Raw genomic sequence first — 15,337 nt, 5'->3', positions numbered from 1 at the left:
GTAAGGCCTCAAAAACCAAGCCCCGGCATGCCGGGGCTTTTTGTTTGTGAGCAGTTGGCCGCAGTACTGGTTGCTACACCCTGGGCAGTTTCATAGCATCAACCGATACCGATAAGCGCTGACGTGGCCGTGTTCGGTGCCGGTCTGGTAGGTGGCGATGCGTGTGGCGCCGAGGTGCTCGGCGGTTTTCCAGGAGGCGACGTTGCTGGTGGCCATCGCCATGTCCAGCCACGGCAGGCCCAGGTGGGCGATGCGTGGCAGTAGCAGCCGCACCGCCTGGCAGGCGTAGCCGTGGCCGCGTTGCCACGGCACCACCGACCAGGCCAGGTGCCCGGGGCAGTCTGCCGGCAGGGTGTCGCCGGGCAGTGGCCAGCGCAGGCTGAGTTCGCCGCAGTATTCGTCGTTGCTGATCCAGAAGCGGCAGTGGGGTAGGTAGGGTTCGCTATTGTCAGCGTCTGCCCCTATGTCGGTTGCCGGCAGCGGGTAGTGGGTGAAGTGCAGCAGATACGTGTCGGGTGCGGCGCGGCAGGCGGCCAGCATGCGGCTGGCGGTGTCTGGGTCCTGCTCGTGCCCGGCCCAGCCGCGGCTCAGCGCTTGCTGGTAGCTGGCTAGCAAGGCGTGGTTGGGGAAAGAGAGCGACAGCGGCATGCGGGGACCTGCTGCGGGGGGAGCGGCGGCGCGGCGGTATCCGCGCCGGCGACGGGCTTAGCGGGCCTTGCGCTGACCTCGCCAGCTAAGTGCCAGCTGGACGATGACGCCGATCAGCACGTAGCTGGCGGGCTGCAGCAGGCTGGCCGGGGTGGCCAGGCCCTGGACGATGACGGTGAGGGCAAAAATCAGCAGGCCGGTGTTGGCCCCTTGCAGGATGGTGTGCAGATGCATGCTGTTCACCTCGGGCGGTGGGTACGGTAATCGGCAGGCAATTCCATTTTATGACATGGTTCTTGTTGCGCAAACTCGCGTCGCCTTGCCGGTTGCCAGACTTTGGCAAAAGCACAGGGAAGAGGCGGGTCTGGTTGCGGGCCACGCATCTGCTTGATGCCTGGCGACGCATCAGGTTGGCCGCATGCGGCCAACCTGTGGTGCGGGATGCGGGCTTAGCCGCGGTTGAACAGGCCGCCCAGCAGGCTGGCGCCCTGGGCCAGCAGGTTGTCGCCTTCTACCTGGCCGTTGGGGGTGAGTTTGTCGATCACGGTGGGCAGGTGTTCGGCGATCTGTTGCGAGGCCACCGCCGGGTCGATGCCCAGTTTTTCGGCCAGGCCGGCAATCTGCTCGTTACCCAGCACGCTCTGGATTTGTTCCGGGGTGATGGCCAGGTTGTCGCCGGTGCCGACCCAGGACGAGACGATCTCGCCCAGGCCGCCGTTCTGGAACTTCTCCACCAGGCCGGCGACGCCGCCGTTGTTTTCCAGCAGGGTATTGGCGGCTTGCAGCAGGCCACCTTGTTCGCTGTTACCGAACAGGCTGCCCAGTTGGTCGAGGATGCTCATGGTGTGCCTTTCTATTGAGGGGGAACGAGCGACCAACTTAAACCTTTTCTTGTTACAGATAAATGTTTCTATAAATAAAACGCTTGGCCACAGTGACGTCATGTCGCCTTAACTGCTTGTTTTATCAAGCGCATTGCCCGCCGCCGGCATGGACAAGCGCCGCGCGCTGCCGCATACTGCCCCGTTTTGCCATTCCGGAGAGCGTCATGCCCATCAATTACTTCGACATGCAGCGTTTCGAGGCGGTAAAGGTTCGCGAGAACATCCGCAAAGCCGGTTCGCCCGACCGTTTCGGCAAGGCCTCCAACGCCAAGGACGACAAGAAGCTGAACAACCCGCTGCTGGGCAAACTGCTGCAGCAGCACAGCCCCGACAGCGACGACAAAAAGTAAGTGTGGCACGGCCGTAGCGTTAAGCGGTTGGCCGCAACAGACCCAGCCCTTCCTGTAACAGGAAGGGCTTTGTTTTTATGTGGCAGTCTGATGGAAGGCTGCCGGTGCTGAGCTAGCGTAGGGCAGGACAGATTGTTCATATTCATTAATGAACTTCGCCATAAGGCGGTCGTGCTTTTTGATTATGCTTGCTGCTATCGAACATTCCGCGATGGCAAACATGAACAAAGTGCTCACAGTCGCCGTGCTGGCCGCCCTGGCCGGTGGCGCATGGTGGTGGCAGGCCGGCAAGGCAGCGGCCGACGATAAAAACGCGCGCGCCAAGCGGCCGCCGGTGGTGGCGTTGGCGCCGGTGCAACCCAACCGCTTGCCGGTGGTGCTCACGGCCAATGGCACTGTCACCGCACTGGACCGTGTCGAGGTGAAACCGCAGGTGTCCGGTGTGGTCAGCCGGGTGCCGGTGCAGGAGGGCACGCTGGTGAAAGCCGGCACCCTGCTGGTGCAGCTGGATGACGCTGCCGAGCGCGCCGCGCTGGCACGGGTACAGGCGCAGCAGGCCAGCGACGCGGCGCAGCTGAAGATCGCCGAGCGCGACCTGGCCCGCGGGCGCGACCTGTTCCGCCAGCAGTTCATTTCGCAGAGTGCGCTGGACGCGCTGCAGGGCAAGGTAGACAGCTTGCAGGCCACCTTGGCCGCCGACCGCGCAGCGGTGGAATCGGCCCGGGTAAGCCTGCGCCAGAAGGCTATCTACGCGCAAGTGGATGGCCGTGTCGGCGCCATCAGCCTGTCGCCCGGTGCGCTGGTGCAGCCAGGCATGGCCACACCGATGCTCACGCTGACGCGGATGTCGCCGGTGGCGGTCAGCTTTACGTTGCCGGAACAACAACTGCAGGCGGTACGCCAGGCGCAGCAGGCTGGCCCGCTGAAAGTGGTGGCGCGCACCGGTAACGGCGCCGGGCAGTGCCACAGCGGCGAACTCACCTTTATCGATAGCGCGGTCGATAGCGCCAGCGGCAACGTGCTGCTGAAAGCCCGTTTCGATAACGCCGGCACGGCTTTGTGGCCGGGCCAGTTTGTGAATGTCGCGCTGCAAGCAGGCGCCTACCGCGGTGCGGCCAACATTCCGGTGGCGGCCTTGCTCACCGGCCCCGACGGCCAGTTTGCCTACACCGTGGGCGCCGACAGCAAAGCGCAGCGCATACCGCTGACGTTGCTGGCCATCCAGAACGAGCGCGCCATCGTGCGCGGCATCGCCCCCGGCTTGAAGGTGGTGGTCAATGGCGGCCAGAACGTGCGCCCCGGCGAGCTGGTGACGCTGGCTCCGCCGCGCAAGCAGGACGCCAGTGCGGCAGCCAAGGTTGGCCGCAGCGAGGCCAGCGGTGCGGCAGCAGAGGGTGGCCGTGGCAGCCGCGCTGCCGGCAAGGGGGGCCAGAACCTGGCCGAGTGCGGCCCGGTGACCGGGGGCGATAAAGCTGCCCGGACAGCGGGCGGCGACGCCAGCGCGCCACGGGCCGACGCGGGCCAACGCCAGCGGGCAGCCAGCGGAGCGCAATGATGAATATTTCCGAGCTCTGTATCCGCCGCCCGGTGATGACGGTGCTGCTGTGCCTGTCGCTGATCATCGGCGGCTTGTTGGCCCTGCAGCGTATTCCCATCGCCGCGCTGCCCAGTTACGAGACGCCCACCATCAACGTGTCGGCCAGCCTGCCGGGTGCCAGCCCGCAGACCATGGCCAGCTCGGTGGCCACGCCGCTGGAAAAGCAGTTCGCCACCATTCCCGGCGTGGCGGTAATCAGCTCCAGCAGCAGCCAGGGTAGTACCTCGATCACGCTGGAGTTTGAACCGGGGCGCAATCTGGATGGCGCCGCACTCGACGTGCAAGCCGCTTTGCTGCGCGCGCAGCGTAGCCTGCCGGACGAGATGACCAGCCTGCCGTCCTACCGCAAGGTCAACCCGGCCGACGCGCCCATCCTGCTGCTGGCGCTGAACTCGCCGGCGCTGTCGCTGACGCAGCTGAATGACTACATGGACAACCTGGTGTCGCCCACCTTGTCCACCATCAACGGCGTGGCCCAGGTGCAGGTGTTTGGCCAGAAGCGCTACGCGGTGCGGGTGAAGGCCGACCCGCAACGGTTGGCCGCACGTAACCTGACGCTGGACGAAGTGGCTACCGCACTGCGCGCGGCCAACGGCAATACGCCGTTGGGCACGCTGGAAGGCCCGTCGCAGGTGCTGACCATCCAGTCCGACAGCCAGCTGAAGAGCGCCGCCGAGTTTGCCGCCATGGCGGTGGCCAACCGTAACGGCAGCGTGGTGCGCCTGGCCGACGTGGCCACGGTGGAAGACAGTATCGAAAACCTGAAGACCGGCAGCTGGGTCAACGGCGAACGCTCCATCGTGCTGGCGGTGTTCCGCCAGTCCGACGCCAACACCGTGGCGGTAGTGGACGCCATCCGCGCCATGCTGCCCAAGCTGGAAAGCCAGCTGCCGGGCTCGGTGCGCGTCACGCCGCTGTCCGACCGTTCCGAGTCCATCCGCGAAGCGGTGCACGACGTGAACCTCACCATGCTGCTGACGGTTGCGCTGGTGATCATGGTGATCTTCATGTTCCTGCAGCGCATGGCCGCCACGGTGATTCCGGCGCTGACGCTGCCGATCTCGCTGGTGGGCACGCTGGGCCTGATGTACCTGATGGGCTATTCCATCGACAACATCTCGCTGCTGGGCCTGACGCTGGCGGTGGGTCTGGTGGTGGACGACGCCATCGTGGTGCTGGAAAACATCGTGCGTTACATGGAGGAGGGCGACGACGCGATGACGGCGGCGCTGAAAGGCTCGCGCGAGATCGCGTTCACCATCGTCAGCATCTCGCTGTCGCTGGTGGCCATCTTCATCCCCATCTTTTACATGGATGGCGTCATCGGCCTGCTGTTCCACGAGTTTGCCGTGGTGGTGTCGTTGGCCATCCTGGTGTCGGCGGTGGCGTCGCTGACGCTGATCCCGCTGCTGGCGTCGCGCTTTTTGCGGCGCGACCACATGCCGCACCATGCCGACGCCGGCCAGGGCCACGCCATTGCCCGTGCATTCGAGCGCGGCTTCGATGCGCTGCTGGCGGCCTACGAGCGCACGCTGGACGCCGCCTTGCGCCATCGCCGCCTGACGCTGCTGGTGGCGCTGGGCACCGTGGCCGGTTCGGCGTGGATGTTCCACGCCATTCCGAAAGGCTTCTTCCCGGTGGAGGACACCGGCCAGATCAGCATCAATACCGAAGTACCGCAGGACGTGTCCTACGACCGGTTGGCCGCACTGCAGGCGCGGGCGGCCACCATCGTGCAGCAAAGCCCGCACGTGGCGGCGGTGACGTCGTCGGTCAGCGGCAGCGGCGGGCGCATGTTCGTCACGCTGAAGCCACGCGGCCAGCGCGGCAAGATCGACCAGGTAGTGGACGACCTGCGCAAGGATCTGCGCAAGGTGAACGGCCTGAGCGCGGCGATCAACCCGGTGCAGAACCTGCGCCTGGGCGGCCGCAGCAGCAAGAGCCGCTACCAGTACGTGCTGCAGAGCGTGGACAGCAGCAGCCTGTACGACTGGGGCGAGAAGCTGGAGCGCGCGATGCGTAAGGACAGCCTGTTCCAGGACGTCAACAGCGACGCGCAGCGCAAGGGCTTGCAGGCCGAGCTGCACATCGACCGCGACAAGGCGGCGCAGCTGGGGGTGGGCATGCAGGCTATCCGCACCGCGCTGTATACCGCCTTCGGCCAGCGCCAGGTAGCCACCATCTACACCGACAACGACAACTACTCGGTACTGCTGCAGCTGGACGACAGCCAGCGCGTGAACGAGTACGACCTCACCCGCCTGTACGTGCGCGGCAGCGGCAGCGAGCTGGTGCCGCTGACCAGCGTGGCCAGCATCCAGCGCACGGTGGGGCCGGTATCGGTCAGCCATCAGGGCCAGCTGCCGGCGGTGACGTTGTCGTTCAACCTGCCGCCGGGCGTGGCGCTGGGCGAGGTAGATGCGCGCCTGAAAGCCATACAGCAGGAAATCGGCCTGCCGGCCAGCGTGTTTACCAGCTACGCCGGCGACGCGGCGGCGTTTGCCGAGTCGCAAGGCAGCCAGACCACGCTGCTGCTGGTGGCCTTGCTGGTGATCTACGTGCTGCTGGGGGTGCTGTACGAAAGCTACATCCACCCGCTCACCATCCTGGCCGGCCTGCCGTCGGCGGCGATGGGCGCCTTGGGCGCGCTGATGCTGCTGAACCAGGAGCTGACCATCATCGCCAGCATCGGCATCCTGATGCTGATCGGCATCGTGAAGAAAAACGCCATCATGATGATCGACTTTGCGCTGGCGGCGCAGCGCGAGCAGGGCATGAGCCCGCAGCAGGCCATCCGTACCGCCTGCCTGCTGCGCCTGCGCCCTATACTGATGACCACGTTGGCCGCCATGATGGGCGCGCTGCCGATTGCACTGGCGCTGGGGGCCGGCGCCGAGTTGCGCCAGCCGCTGGGTGTGGCGGTGGTCGGCGGCTTGCTGTTCTCGCAGCTGGTGACGCTGTACATCACCCCGGTGCTGTACCTGTGGTTTGACGGTCTGGCAGCCAAGGTTGGCCGCAAGCAGCTTGCGGCTTAACGGCCTGGCGCCGTACCGCAGCGGCGGCTAAAACCGCCGTCTGGCATGTAACACGACACCCCCGCTTGGCAAGGCCAACCGGGGGTGTCGCCCATTTTGGCCCCGTGTGCCCTGCACACGGGGCGTTTGTTTGACCGTAACCGGCGCACGGCCGGCGCGAAGCGGCTGCTGCGACTGTGGCATTTTTACCAATGCATGCTGTAGGAATATGTAGGTAATACCACAAAACTACCAATTTGCCCGAAGTGGGCAATTTCCGGCGCCAAAATATGGCTAAATTGAGCCGAAGTTGCGCAGATTGATGTGCAAAAAATGGCACATTGGCAATATTTTAATGCTGATGTACCATTGCTTTTGCTGAAATATGTTTGAAATCAACAATTTAGAGCAATATTTCTAAATTAATACCAATAAGGTTCCAGTTGTGCCGTTTTCTTCTTCCTCCCGCGTTCGCGGCTTCACCTTGCTGGAAATGGTGGTGGTGGTGGCGCTCGCCGGCATCCTGCTCAGCGTCGCCCTGCCGGCTTACCAGAGTTACGTCCGCCGCAGCAGCGCGCAGACCGCCGCCGCCGACCTGGTGGCCTTGGGGCTGGCCATGGAAAGCCTGTACCAGCGCCAGCTGGTGTACCCGCAACCGGCCAGCAACCCCACCACCGATACGGCGGCGACCCAGGCCTATCTGGCGTCCGGCGGGGTGAGCTCGCCGTGGTCGCCGGCGCGGGGCGACCGCTTCGCTTACTCGGTGCAGGCCGCCAGCGGCAGCTACACGCTGACCGCCACCGGCTTGCCTGGCGGCAGCAATGCCGGCTGCCAGCTCACCTTGTCCAGCAACAACGTGCGTGCCGTCAGTGGCGGCAGCGCTTGCGGCGGGGTGTCGGTGTGGTAAGGCCGGCAGCCGGCTTCAGCCTGGTGGAACTGATGATCGTGCTGACCATTGCCATGGTGCTGCTGCTGGCCAGCGTGCCGCTGGCGCGCAGCTGGATGGCCAATGCGCGGCTGGGGCAGGCGGAATCGCAGCTGTTACAGGCCTACGCCAAGGCGCGGGCCGTGGCCTTGCGCAACCCGCTGGCGGCCACCGGCAGCACGGCTGCGGCCAGCTTGCGCCTGGTGGCGCCGCGCCAGTTGCAGGTGTACCAGGGCAGCAGTGGCACGCTGGCGTGGTCGGCCACGCTGCCGGAGGGCGTGGACGGCTGGCTGGCGGCCGATACCGCCGCCGCCAGCGCCGGCTGCAGCAATACGCTGCCGCTGGACAACGCCGGCCTGCCGCTGGCGGCGTGTGTTTTCTATCACTTGTCTGCCGACGGAGGAGACCATCGTGCCAACCGCTTGCGTTAGGCAACGTCGCGCCCAGCGCGGCATGAGCTTGCTGGAGGCGCTGATCACCCTGTTGTTGATGTCGGTCATCGGTATCGGCACCGCCTACGTGGCGGCCAAGGCCATGGTGGCGCAGCAGCGCACGGCCGGCCAGCACCTGGTGGTGAGCCAGATGCGCGAGGCGCTGGCGCAAGGTGCCTGTCGGGGTACGGCGGCGGTGACCACTACCCTGGCGCTGGGCGCCAGTGGCGTGCAGGCCAGCTGCCGCAGCGTGGCGACCACCTTGCAGGTGGTGCCGTTGGGCGGCAGCCTGGCCAGCCAGGGCGTCAGCGTGGCGATGCCGGCGATGCAGGCCAGCGGCACCGTGCTGGGGGGCGAGGTCCGTGTCGACCCGCTGGGCTCGTGAGGCGGCGCCAGGCGGGCTTGTCGATGCTGGAATTACTGGTCGGCATGCTGATTGCCATGTTTAGCGTGATGGCCATGCTGTCGCTGTTCCGCACCACCAGCCGCGTCACCGCCGAAAGCCGGGTCGGGGCACAGCAAGACGGCCAGTTGGCCGCCGCGCTGCTGGCGGCCGAGCAGTTGTTGTCGCAAGCCGGTTATGTCAATGCGGCTGCCTCCGGCGTACTACCACAGCCGCGCTACCCGGACGACCTGCGCCTGCTGCAGCAGGCCACACCCGGCGGCAGCGCCGAGCCGCTGCTGGCGCTACCGGCCAGCGGTGCGCTGACCGCTGCCAGCGGCGCGGGGCAGGCGCTGTTGTGGCGCAGCCGTGATGCCAGCGGCGTCTATCACTACGACGGCGTGTACGCCCCGGCCAGCGGTGGCCTGTGGCGCTTGCAGGGCAACAGCATGGACTGGGCCGGCTGGAGCGTGGCGGCGCCGCTGTTGCAGCCGCCCACCCCTACCCCCGCTGCCGCGCCGGATACCGGCGTGGTGCGTTTGTCCTTGCTGCCGGTTGCGGGCGGTTGCCAGCCGTATGGCCTGGTCAGCCAGGCCAGTGGCGGCCGCTACCTGCTGCGGCTGGCCGTGGCAGGCCATGCCGGCCAGCAAACCGTCAACAGCAGTATCTGCCTGATGAATTTTTCCTGATGCCCCTTTCCCGCCGTCGCCGCCCGCTGTGTGCGGCCAACCTTTCCCGCCAGCGCGGCATGGCCGCCTTGTTGCTGGTGTTGCTGACCGGCATGTCGATGTCGGCACTCACTCTGGGGGTGATGCACTACGTGCGCGCCGCGCAGGACAGCAACCAGGCAGTACACGCCCGCACCCAGGCCCAGATCAACGCCTGGGCCGGCGTGGAAGCGCTGCGCCAGTACCTGCAGGGCAAGCAGACTACCGATCTGGCCGCGCTGGACGAGCTGGCCGTGCGCCGGGCCGACGGCAGCGAACTGGCGCGTATCCGTTTTCAGCCCGGCTGCGCCAATGTGGCGGCGGGGGCTTATTGCTTCCGCGTCGTTGGTCGCAGTGCCAACAGCACGGCCACGCTGGAAGCCGGCCTGCAATTGACCGCCGCCAGTCAGGACTTCGCCCGCCTAGGCAGTGCGCTGGCGGTGAACGGCGGCCTGAACGTCAGCGGCAACCTGTTCCAGGTCATCAACGGCAGCAGCGGCTTGGGCGGCGTGGCGGTGGACGGCGACATCAATATCGAGAAAATCAGCAGCAGCGCGTCGTCGCCTACCTGCGCCAGCGGCAATATCAAGATTGGCGGTAACGGCCAGTACACCGGCAGCTACCTGGCCGGCGGCGATATCTGGGTGTTTGGCGGCGCCAATGCCCGTGACGTCAGCCTGCAGGCGCGCAGCGTGGTGATCGGCGGCAATGCCGAAGACGGCCGCGTGCGCCCCGGCGGCGCGTCGCGCTACCAGCGCATCAGCTACCAGCAGTTTCTGGCGACCGGCCCGGTCGAGATAGACAGCCTGCACGGCGGCGGCAACCTGTACGTGCCGTCCCCCTGGCTGTTGCCGACGCTGACGCTGGGCAGCATTGGCGGCCGCGCGTTTACCTTGCCCGATTACAACACTGCCGCGCAGCCGGCCAGCTGCCGCCTGGACGGCAAAGGCTTTGTCTGCAGCGAGCCGCCGGCCAGCGGTAACACGGTAACCCTGCCGCGGCTGACGGTGGCGACGCCACAGACCATCCCTCCGGTGGATTGCCAGACGGCGCTGGTGAATCAGGACGCCAACCGCCTGGCGGCGCAGGCCAACTACATTTTCTATTTTGATGACCAGAATGGCGGCCGCCCCACCTTGCGCATCCAGCACCTGCGTAGCAGCAGCGGGCTGGACCTGGCCGGCACCTACGACCTGAGCCAGAGCACGCTGAGCCTGACCAGCTTCCCCGGTGCCCCTACCTTGCCGTTCATGCGTTGCAATGGTGGCAGCTGCCGGCTATGGGAAAAAACCGCCGCCACCGGTTGGGGCCGGCTGGCCGGGCTGGAGCTGCCGCCCGGGGTGGTGTTGTTCAAGGGCACCGCGGCCAACGATGGCAGCGTGGAAATCAGTGCCGCCAGCAACGTGCTGTACAACACGCTGCTGTCCGGTGGCACCTTGCGGCTCAGCAATACCGGCTTGCGCCAGCTGGTGGCGCCCAATTTTTCCGGCACCGCGGCCAACCCGCAGCGTGCCGAGGCGTGCCGGCAATCGGTTTACCCTACCCAGCTGTGTGACGATCGCGGCAGCTTGAAAACCTGGCAGAACGCTGCCGGCAGCCACGTTGGCGTGCCGGTGGGCAATATGGCGGTGGTGGTGAATGGCTCGTTTGCGCCCAATGGCTGGCAGATTGCCGGCAATGTGGTGATCAGCAAGCTGATCCTGGTCAGCGGCCAGAAGGTGAGCATTCGTGGCGCGGTCTGGGTGGGCGACGGCGACACGCTGGCCAGCGAGCTGCCCAGCGAAATCACCAATGAAGGGCTGGAGATCGACGTCAGCCAGCTGACGCCGGATCAGAGCTACATCGATAACGGTGGTGACGGGCAAGGCAGTGGCGGCAGTGGAGGTAGTGGCGGCGGCGGTAGCGCCGGCGGTGGCAGCAGCGGCACCGTCAGCGCCGTGCGCATCGTCCGCGTGCGCGCCTTGTAGTGGCTGTGCGGGTTATTGGCCCGTGTTAGCCGGCTGCGGCGTCACTGCTGCCGGCCGGCGGTGCATCGCTGAATTCGGCCAGGGCCCAGTCGCGGAATGCAATCACGCTGGGCAGGGTAGCCAGCTCTTGCGGATAAATCAGGTAGTAGGCCCAGCTGGTGACCAGTGCGATATCCGACAGCTGGATCAGGCTGCCGTTGGCCAGGTCGTCGGCAATCATGCTCTCCTCGGCCAGCGTGATGCCCATGCCGCGCGCGGCGGCGGTGATGGCCAGGTCCAGCGTATCGAAGGCGTAAGCCTCGATGCTGTTGCCCGGGTTCATGCCGGCCAGGGCAAACCATTGCGACCAGAACTGGTCTTCGTGCGACGGGTGCAGCAGCGGGTAGTCCAGAAACTGCTTGATGCTGGGCAAGGGCTTGTCGCGGAACAGGTCGGGCGAGGCCACCGGCACGAAGCGAGCGCCGCGCAGGCGATGGTAGATCAGGCCCGGCTCCTGCGTTTCGCAGGCCTGGAACGAGATGTCGTACTCGCGGCTCTTGAAGTTGGGGTCGAAGCCGGTCACCGTCACCAGGCTCACCATCAGCTCGGGGTAGCGGTTGCGGAACTGGGTAAAGCGCGGCAGCACCCAGCGCGAGGCAATCGACGGGCTGGCTTTCACCCGCAGCTCGCGCGAGCGCCGCGAAATGGCGTCGCTGGCCGCTTCGATGCGGGAAAACGCGTCGCGTACTGCCGGGAACAAGGCCACGCCTTCCGGTGTCAGTGTCAAACCGCGTGCCTGGCGCACAAACAGCGGCAGGCCGTAATGGGCCTCCAGGGTCTGGATGTGGCGGCTTACCGCGCCCTGGGTCAGGTGCAGGGTTTCGCCAGCCTTGGTAAACGAGTGATGTTCGGCAGCCACCAGGAACACACGCAGGGCATTGAGCGGGGGCAGTTTCATTGCAGTAATTCCATGATTTTTACGCATGGTAAACATGCGGATTCATGCTTTGTCAACGTGCAATGTTGTGGGTAAGCTGCTAGCCTGAAATGACGAAACCTGTAGCAAGAATAAATGCTTAGCAGGCACCTTTGTTAGGCTTGTGCAATTTTGTTGTGGCTTTTTCGTTAAATGCGCAACGCTTTATTGCCATGCAAAAAAATGATGGCAATAAATGGCCCAAGAGGCGCATTGCTTGGCACGTCCTGACGGCTAAACAGTCTTTTCGGCAACCCGGCTTATTGAACAGCTTGGGTCGCCGGCAGGCACTTGCTACACTGCAACTGGTTTATCGTTGTTACCGAATACCGGCAGCGGGTTTGCCCGCTGCCTGCCGAACCCGCCCCTCACGGGGCTGTGGTAGGGCGAGTCGCCATCTGACTGTCACGGGTATGGTCTACCCGTCGGATGCCGGCCCGGCCCGAGCAGCGGGCTTGCCCGCTGTCAAATCCTGATTTATCAGGGTTTTGCTCTGTCCCACGGTGTCCCGCCGGCTATGTCCGGCGGGTTTTTTTTTGTCCGTGCGGCCAACCTATACTTCCGCCCACTCCCGTAGCAGGTTGTGATAGGTCGCGGTCAGCGACATCACCTCTGCGCAGTCCCCCACTTTCTGGCGCAATTGCAGGATCGCCATGTCGATATCGAACAGCATGGCGCGGCGGCTATCGCTGCGTACCATGCTCTGCGTCCACATGAACGACGCCAGCCGGGCACCGGCGGTAACCGGCTCTACCCGGTGCAGGCTGGTGGACGGGTACAGGATGGCATCCCCCGCCGGCAGCCGCACGCTGTGGGCGCCGTAGGTGTCTTCCACTACAAGCTCGCCGCCTTCGTATTCTTCCGGATCACTAAAGAACAAGGTGCACGACACGTCGGTGCGGATGCTCTGACCGCTTAGCGGGTCGCGGCGAATGGCGTTGTCTACATGGTTGCCGTAGGTCATGCCGCCCTGGTAGCAGTTGAACATCGGCGTCATCAGCGTCTGTGGCAGCGCGGCCGACATATATAAAGGATGGCGGAACAGTGCCTGGCGCACCAGGGCGGCCAGTTCGCGTGCGGCGTCGCTTTCCGGCGCCAGCTGCAGGTTGTGTTTGACGCTCACGGCCTGCTGGCCGGCGGTGGCGCGGCCATCGTGCCAAGGAGCAGCCAGTAGCAGGGCGCGCGCGTGCTTGAGTTCGTCGGGGGTAAGGACGGCAGGGATGTGCAACAGCATGAGGGTTCCTGTAACAGCAGGGTAGGCAAACGGCGTGGACGGGTGGGGCGCCTGGCCAGCGTTTTGCCTATCGGTCTGCCACGATAGGCAAAACGGCCTGCCGTGGGGCAGGCCGCTCAGGCTTATTGCTGGGCTTCAGTGACGAAGCCGATACGGCTGACGCCGGCGCTTTGGGCGTCGGCCAGCGCTTCGGCTACCACCTCATAACGCACGGCCTTGTCGGCGCGCAGGTGCAGCTCCACTTGCGGGTTGGCCGCGGCGGCCTCGGCAAAGCGGCTCTTCAGCCGGCCTTCTTCCATCGGTACGTCATTCCAGTAAATCTTGCCGCTGGCGTCGATGCTCAGGCGGATCGCCTCCTGCTTTTCCTGGTGCGCGGCGGCACTGGCTTGCGGCAAGTCGATCTTCACCGCGTTAGTCAGCAGCGGGGCGGTAATGATGAACACCACCAGCAAGACCAGCATCACGTCCACCAGCGGTGTGGTGTTGATCTCGGACATCGGCGCGTCGGCGCCCTTGTCGAAACTACCGAATGCCATCTTTGCCTCCCAGCGTCAGCAGGTGCGAATGCAGGTCGTGGGTGAAATGATCCAGGTCCTGGTTGATCAGGCGGTTCAGGCGGGTAAAGGTGTTGTAGGCCAGTACTGCCGGGATGGCGGCGGCCAGGCCGGCGGCGGTGGCCACCAGCGCCTCGCCGATCGGGCCGGCGACGGTACCGATCGATACCTGACCCTGCGCGCCAATATTCACCAGCGCGTTGTAAATGCCCCATACCGTGCCGAACAGGCCGATGAACGGCGCGGTCGAGCCGATGGTGGCCAGGAAGGTCATGCCGCCTTCCAGGCTTTGCTGTTCCTGCGACAGGCGCTTGCGCAGCGCACGGGTCAGGTAGTCGTCCAGGCTGCACGCCTCGCCCAGCGAACCGTCACGGTGCTGCTGATACTTGCGCAGCGCCCCCAGGCCTTCGCGCAGCAGCGCCGCCACTGGCGCTTCGCTTTGCTGCAGGTCTTTCTCGGCTGCCTGCCAGCTGGCAGCACCCCACAGCTGGGCGTCCGCTTGGCGATTCAGGCGGCGTACCTGCCAGGCGCGCCAGCCACGCAGCACGATGAAGTACCAGGTCAGCACCGACATCAGGATCAGGATCAGAAAAACCGATACCAGTACGGCATCGCCCTGTTCAAAGGTAAGCATCAGGTTCATGGCTTAAGTCTTGTTTTTGTGAGGATGGGTAAATTCGATCGGCACCAGGCAGTACTCTTCTACCGCTTCGCCGCCGCGCTTGCCGGGCGTGAACTGCCACTGGCTAGCTACCGTGCGGCGCGCCGAGTTATCCAGGCGCGGATAGCCGCTGCTTTTGGAAATCGATACCGATAGTGCCCGCCCCTTGGTGCTGACCAATACACGCAACACCACGGTGCCTTCTTCCTCCAGCTCCACCGACAGCGGCGGGTATTCCGGCTTGGGGTTGCCTTTCATGCCGCTGATCGGGGTCGGTGCAATATAGGGTTGTTCTGCCGCCGCGGGCTTTTCCGCCGCTGCAGGGCGGCTATCTGCCACGACTGTCGGTGCAGGCGCAGCAGCAGCGGGCGTCGGTGGCGCCGGCGGGGTGGGGGCGGGTGCCGCAATGGCATTGGCCGGCGGCGCCAGTTTGGACTGGCTCACCTGTACCGGCGGCGTCGGCGTCGGTTTGGGCAGTGCCTTCGGCTTAGGCGGCGTCGGCTCGGGCTTGCGCGGCTGCGGTGCAGGCGGTTTGGGCGCAGCTTGCTGCTGACTCACCGGCACCATCTCTATCATGGGCAACACTTGCGGCGGGGTAGTCTGCGCGGCATGGCCCGGGGTCATGAACAGCAAACCCAGGTGGGCCGCTCCGATGATGCCCAGTGCGCCATAATGAAAAGCACGGTGTTCCATTACTGAGAGTAAGCGTGATAATTATTCTCATTAATACTAATGCGATAGCCACTTCGTGTCAAAGTAGACAACACGCCACTGCGACCACGCGCGCAACGGGCTTTTGTCTGTCTATAGCGTGCCGGTTGCGCCCGGCGGCTGCACAATAAAGAAAAGGTTGGCCGCTTGCGGCCAACCTTTTTGCTTTTCGTCACCTTTGCAAATCAGCCACTTAAGCAATTACTTGCACTTTTTTGTGCCCGAGGTGTTGACGGCCCAGTGCGGGGTGGGTATAGTTCGCCTCCTCAGCTGACGACGCAAACGAAACGAAGTCAGCACCGCTCTTTAAACAAACC

Annotated in this window: 16 protein-coding genes; 8 read left to right on the top strand and 8 right to left on the bottom strand. The window is 64.9% G+C overall.

Annotation, left to right across the window (positions count from 1 at the left end):
- Nucleotides 1-90: 90 nt before the first annotated feature.
- The 3 genes from FLQ03_RS11075 to FLQ03_RS11070 all read right to left on the bottom strand — a co-directional run bounded on the left by FLQ03_RS11075 (nucleotide 91) and on the right by FLQ03_RS11070 (nucleotide 1,490).
- A complete protein-coding gene (locus FLQ03_RS11075; protein WP_144373347.1) occupies nucleotides 91-648 on the bottom strand; it encodes a GNAT family N-acetyltransferase in 558 nt (185 codons plus the stop codon).
- Between the two features lie 57 nt (nucleotides 649-705).
- A complete protein-coding gene (locus FLQ03_RS19125) occupies nucleotides 706-882 on the bottom strand; it encodes a hypothetical protein (RefSeq protein ID WP_170252389.1) in 177 nt (58 codons plus the stop codon).
- A 215-nt stretch (nucleotides 883-1,097) separates the two neighbouring features.
- Complete coding sequence (locus tag FLQ03_RS11070; protein ID WP_144373346.1) at nucleotides 1,098-1,490, bottom strand: YidB family protein; 393 nt, start codon at nucleotides 1,488-1,490, stop codon at nucleotides 1,098-1,100.
- A gap of 206 nt (nucleotides 1,491-1,696) precedes the next feature.
- On the opposite strand from FLQ03_RS11070, the gene FLQ03_RS11065 reads away from it, so the two are divergent.
- The 8 genes from FLQ03_RS11065 (at nucleotide 1,697) to FLQ03_RS11030 (ending at nucleotide 10,905) form a co-directional block, all read left to right on the top strand.
- Nucleotides 1,697-1,882, top strand: a complete 186-nt coding sequence (locus FLQ03_RS11065) for a hypothetical protein (protein ID WP_144373345.1) — start codon at nucleotides 1,697-1,699, stop codon at nucleotides 1,880-1,882.
- 220 nt (nucleotides 1,883-2,102) lie between these two features.
- Nucleotides 2,103-3,437 (top strand): efflux RND transporter periplasmic adaptor subunit, encoded by a 1,335-nt coding sequence (locus FLQ03_RS11060; protein WP_170252388.1) that lies wholly within the window; start codon nucleotides 2,103-2,105, stop codon nucleotides 3,435-3,437.
- The gene (locus tag FLQ03_RS11055) at nucleotides 3,434-6,514 is read left to right on the top strand and encodes an efflux RND transporter permease subunit (protein WP_240802257.1); all 3,081 of its coding nucleotides are present in this window, start codon (nucleotides 3,434-3,436) and stop codon (nucleotides 6,512-6,514) included. Before FLQ03_RS11060 ends, FLQ03_RS11055 begins: the two co-directional genes overlap by 4 nt.
- A 424-nt stretch (nucleotides 6,515-6,938) precedes the next feature.
- Nucleotides 6,939-7,400 (top strand): type IV pilin protein, encoded by a 462-nt coding sequence (locus tag FLQ03_RS11050; RefSeq protein WP_144373342.1) that lies wholly within the window; start codon nucleotides 6,939-6,941, stop codon nucleotides 7,398-7,400.
- Nucleotides 7,394-7,849, top strand: a complete 456-nt coding sequence (locus tag FLQ03_RS11045; RefSeq protein ID WP_420855656.1) for a pilus assembly FimT family protein — start codon at nucleotides 7,394-7,396, stop codon at nucleotides 7,847-7,849. The genes FLQ03_RS11050 and FLQ03_RS11045 overlap by 7 nt, the downstream gene beginning before the upstream one ends.
- The gene (locus FLQ03_RS11040) at nucleotides 7,830-8,234 is read left to right on the top strand and encodes a prepilin-type N-terminal cleavage/methylation domain-containing protein (protein ID WP_144373340.1); all 405 of its coding nucleotides are present in this window, start codon (nucleotides 7,830-7,832) and stop codon (nucleotides 8,232-8,234) included. Before FLQ03_RS11045 ends, FLQ03_RS11040 begins: the two co-directional genes overlap by 20 nt.
- Nucleotides 8,235-8,257: 23 nt before the next feature.
- Nucleotides 8,258-8,920 (top strand): hypothetical protein, encoded by a 663-nt coding sequence (locus FLQ03_RS11035; protein WP_144373339.1) that lies wholly within the window; start codon nucleotides 8,258-8,260, stop codon nucleotides 8,918-8,920.
- Nucleotides 8,920-10,905, top strand: coding sequence for a hypothetical protein (locus FLQ03_RS11030; RefSeq protein ID WP_144373338.1), 1,986 nt, complete (start codon nucleotides 8,920-8,922; stop codon nucleotides 10,903-10,905). Before FLQ03_RS11035 ends, FLQ03_RS11030 begins: the two co-directional genes overlap by 1 nt.
- Nucleotides 10,906-10,930: 25 nt before the next feature.
- Here FLQ03_RS11030 and FLQ03_RS11025 read toward each other — a convergent pair whose 3' ends face one another.
- The 5 genes from FLQ03_RS11025 to FLQ03_RS11005 all read right to left on the bottom strand — a co-directional run bounded on the left by FLQ03_RS11025 (nucleotide 10,931) and on the right by FLQ03_RS11005 (nucleotide 15,002).
- A complete protein-coding gene (locus tag FLQ03_RS11025) occupies nucleotides 10,931-11,842 on the bottom strand; it encodes a LysR substrate-binding domain-containing protein (protein ID WP_170252386.1) in 912 nt (303 codons plus the stop codon).
- A 571-nt stretch (nucleotides 11,843-12,413) separates the two neighbouring features.
- On the bottom strand, nucleotides 12,414-13,094 hold the full coding sequence (locus tag FLQ03_RS11020) for a Fe2+-dependent dioxygenase (protein ID WP_144373336.1): 681 nt from the start codon (nucleotides 13,092-13,094) through the stop codon (nucleotides 12,414-12,416).
- A gap of 122 nt (nucleotides 13,095-13,216) precedes the next feature.
- A complete protein-coding gene (locus FLQ03_RS11015; RefSeq protein WP_144373335.1) occupies nucleotides 13,217-13,630 on the bottom strand; it encodes an ExbD/TolR family protein in 414 nt (137 codons plus the stop codon).
- Nucleotides 13,617-14,291: a MotA/TolQ/ExbB proton channel family protein gene (locus tag FLQ03_RS11010; protein WP_144373334.1), complete on the bottom strand. Its 675-nt coding sequence runs from the start codon at nucleotides 14,289-14,291 to the stop codon at nucleotides 13,617-13,619. The genes FLQ03_RS11015 and FLQ03_RS11010 overlap by 14 nt, the downstream gene beginning before the upstream one ends.
- 3 nt (nucleotides 14,292-14,294) lie before the next feature.
- A complete protein-coding gene (locus tag FLQ03_RS11005; RefSeq protein ID WP_144373333.1) occupies nucleotides 14,295-15,002 on the bottom strand; it encodes an energy transducer TonB in 708 nt (235 codons plus the stop codon).
- Between the last annotated feature and the right edge of the window lie 335 nt (nucleotides 15,003-15,337).

The sequence above is a fragment of the Vogesella urethralis genome (assembly GCF_007644045.2).
Taxonomy (GTDB): Bacteria; Pseudomonadota; Gammaproteobacteria; order Burkholderiales; family Chromobacteriaceae; genus Vogesella; species Vogesella urethralis.
Note: the sequence above shows the minus strand (reverse complement) of the source record. Positions and strands in the feature narration are given on the sequence as shown.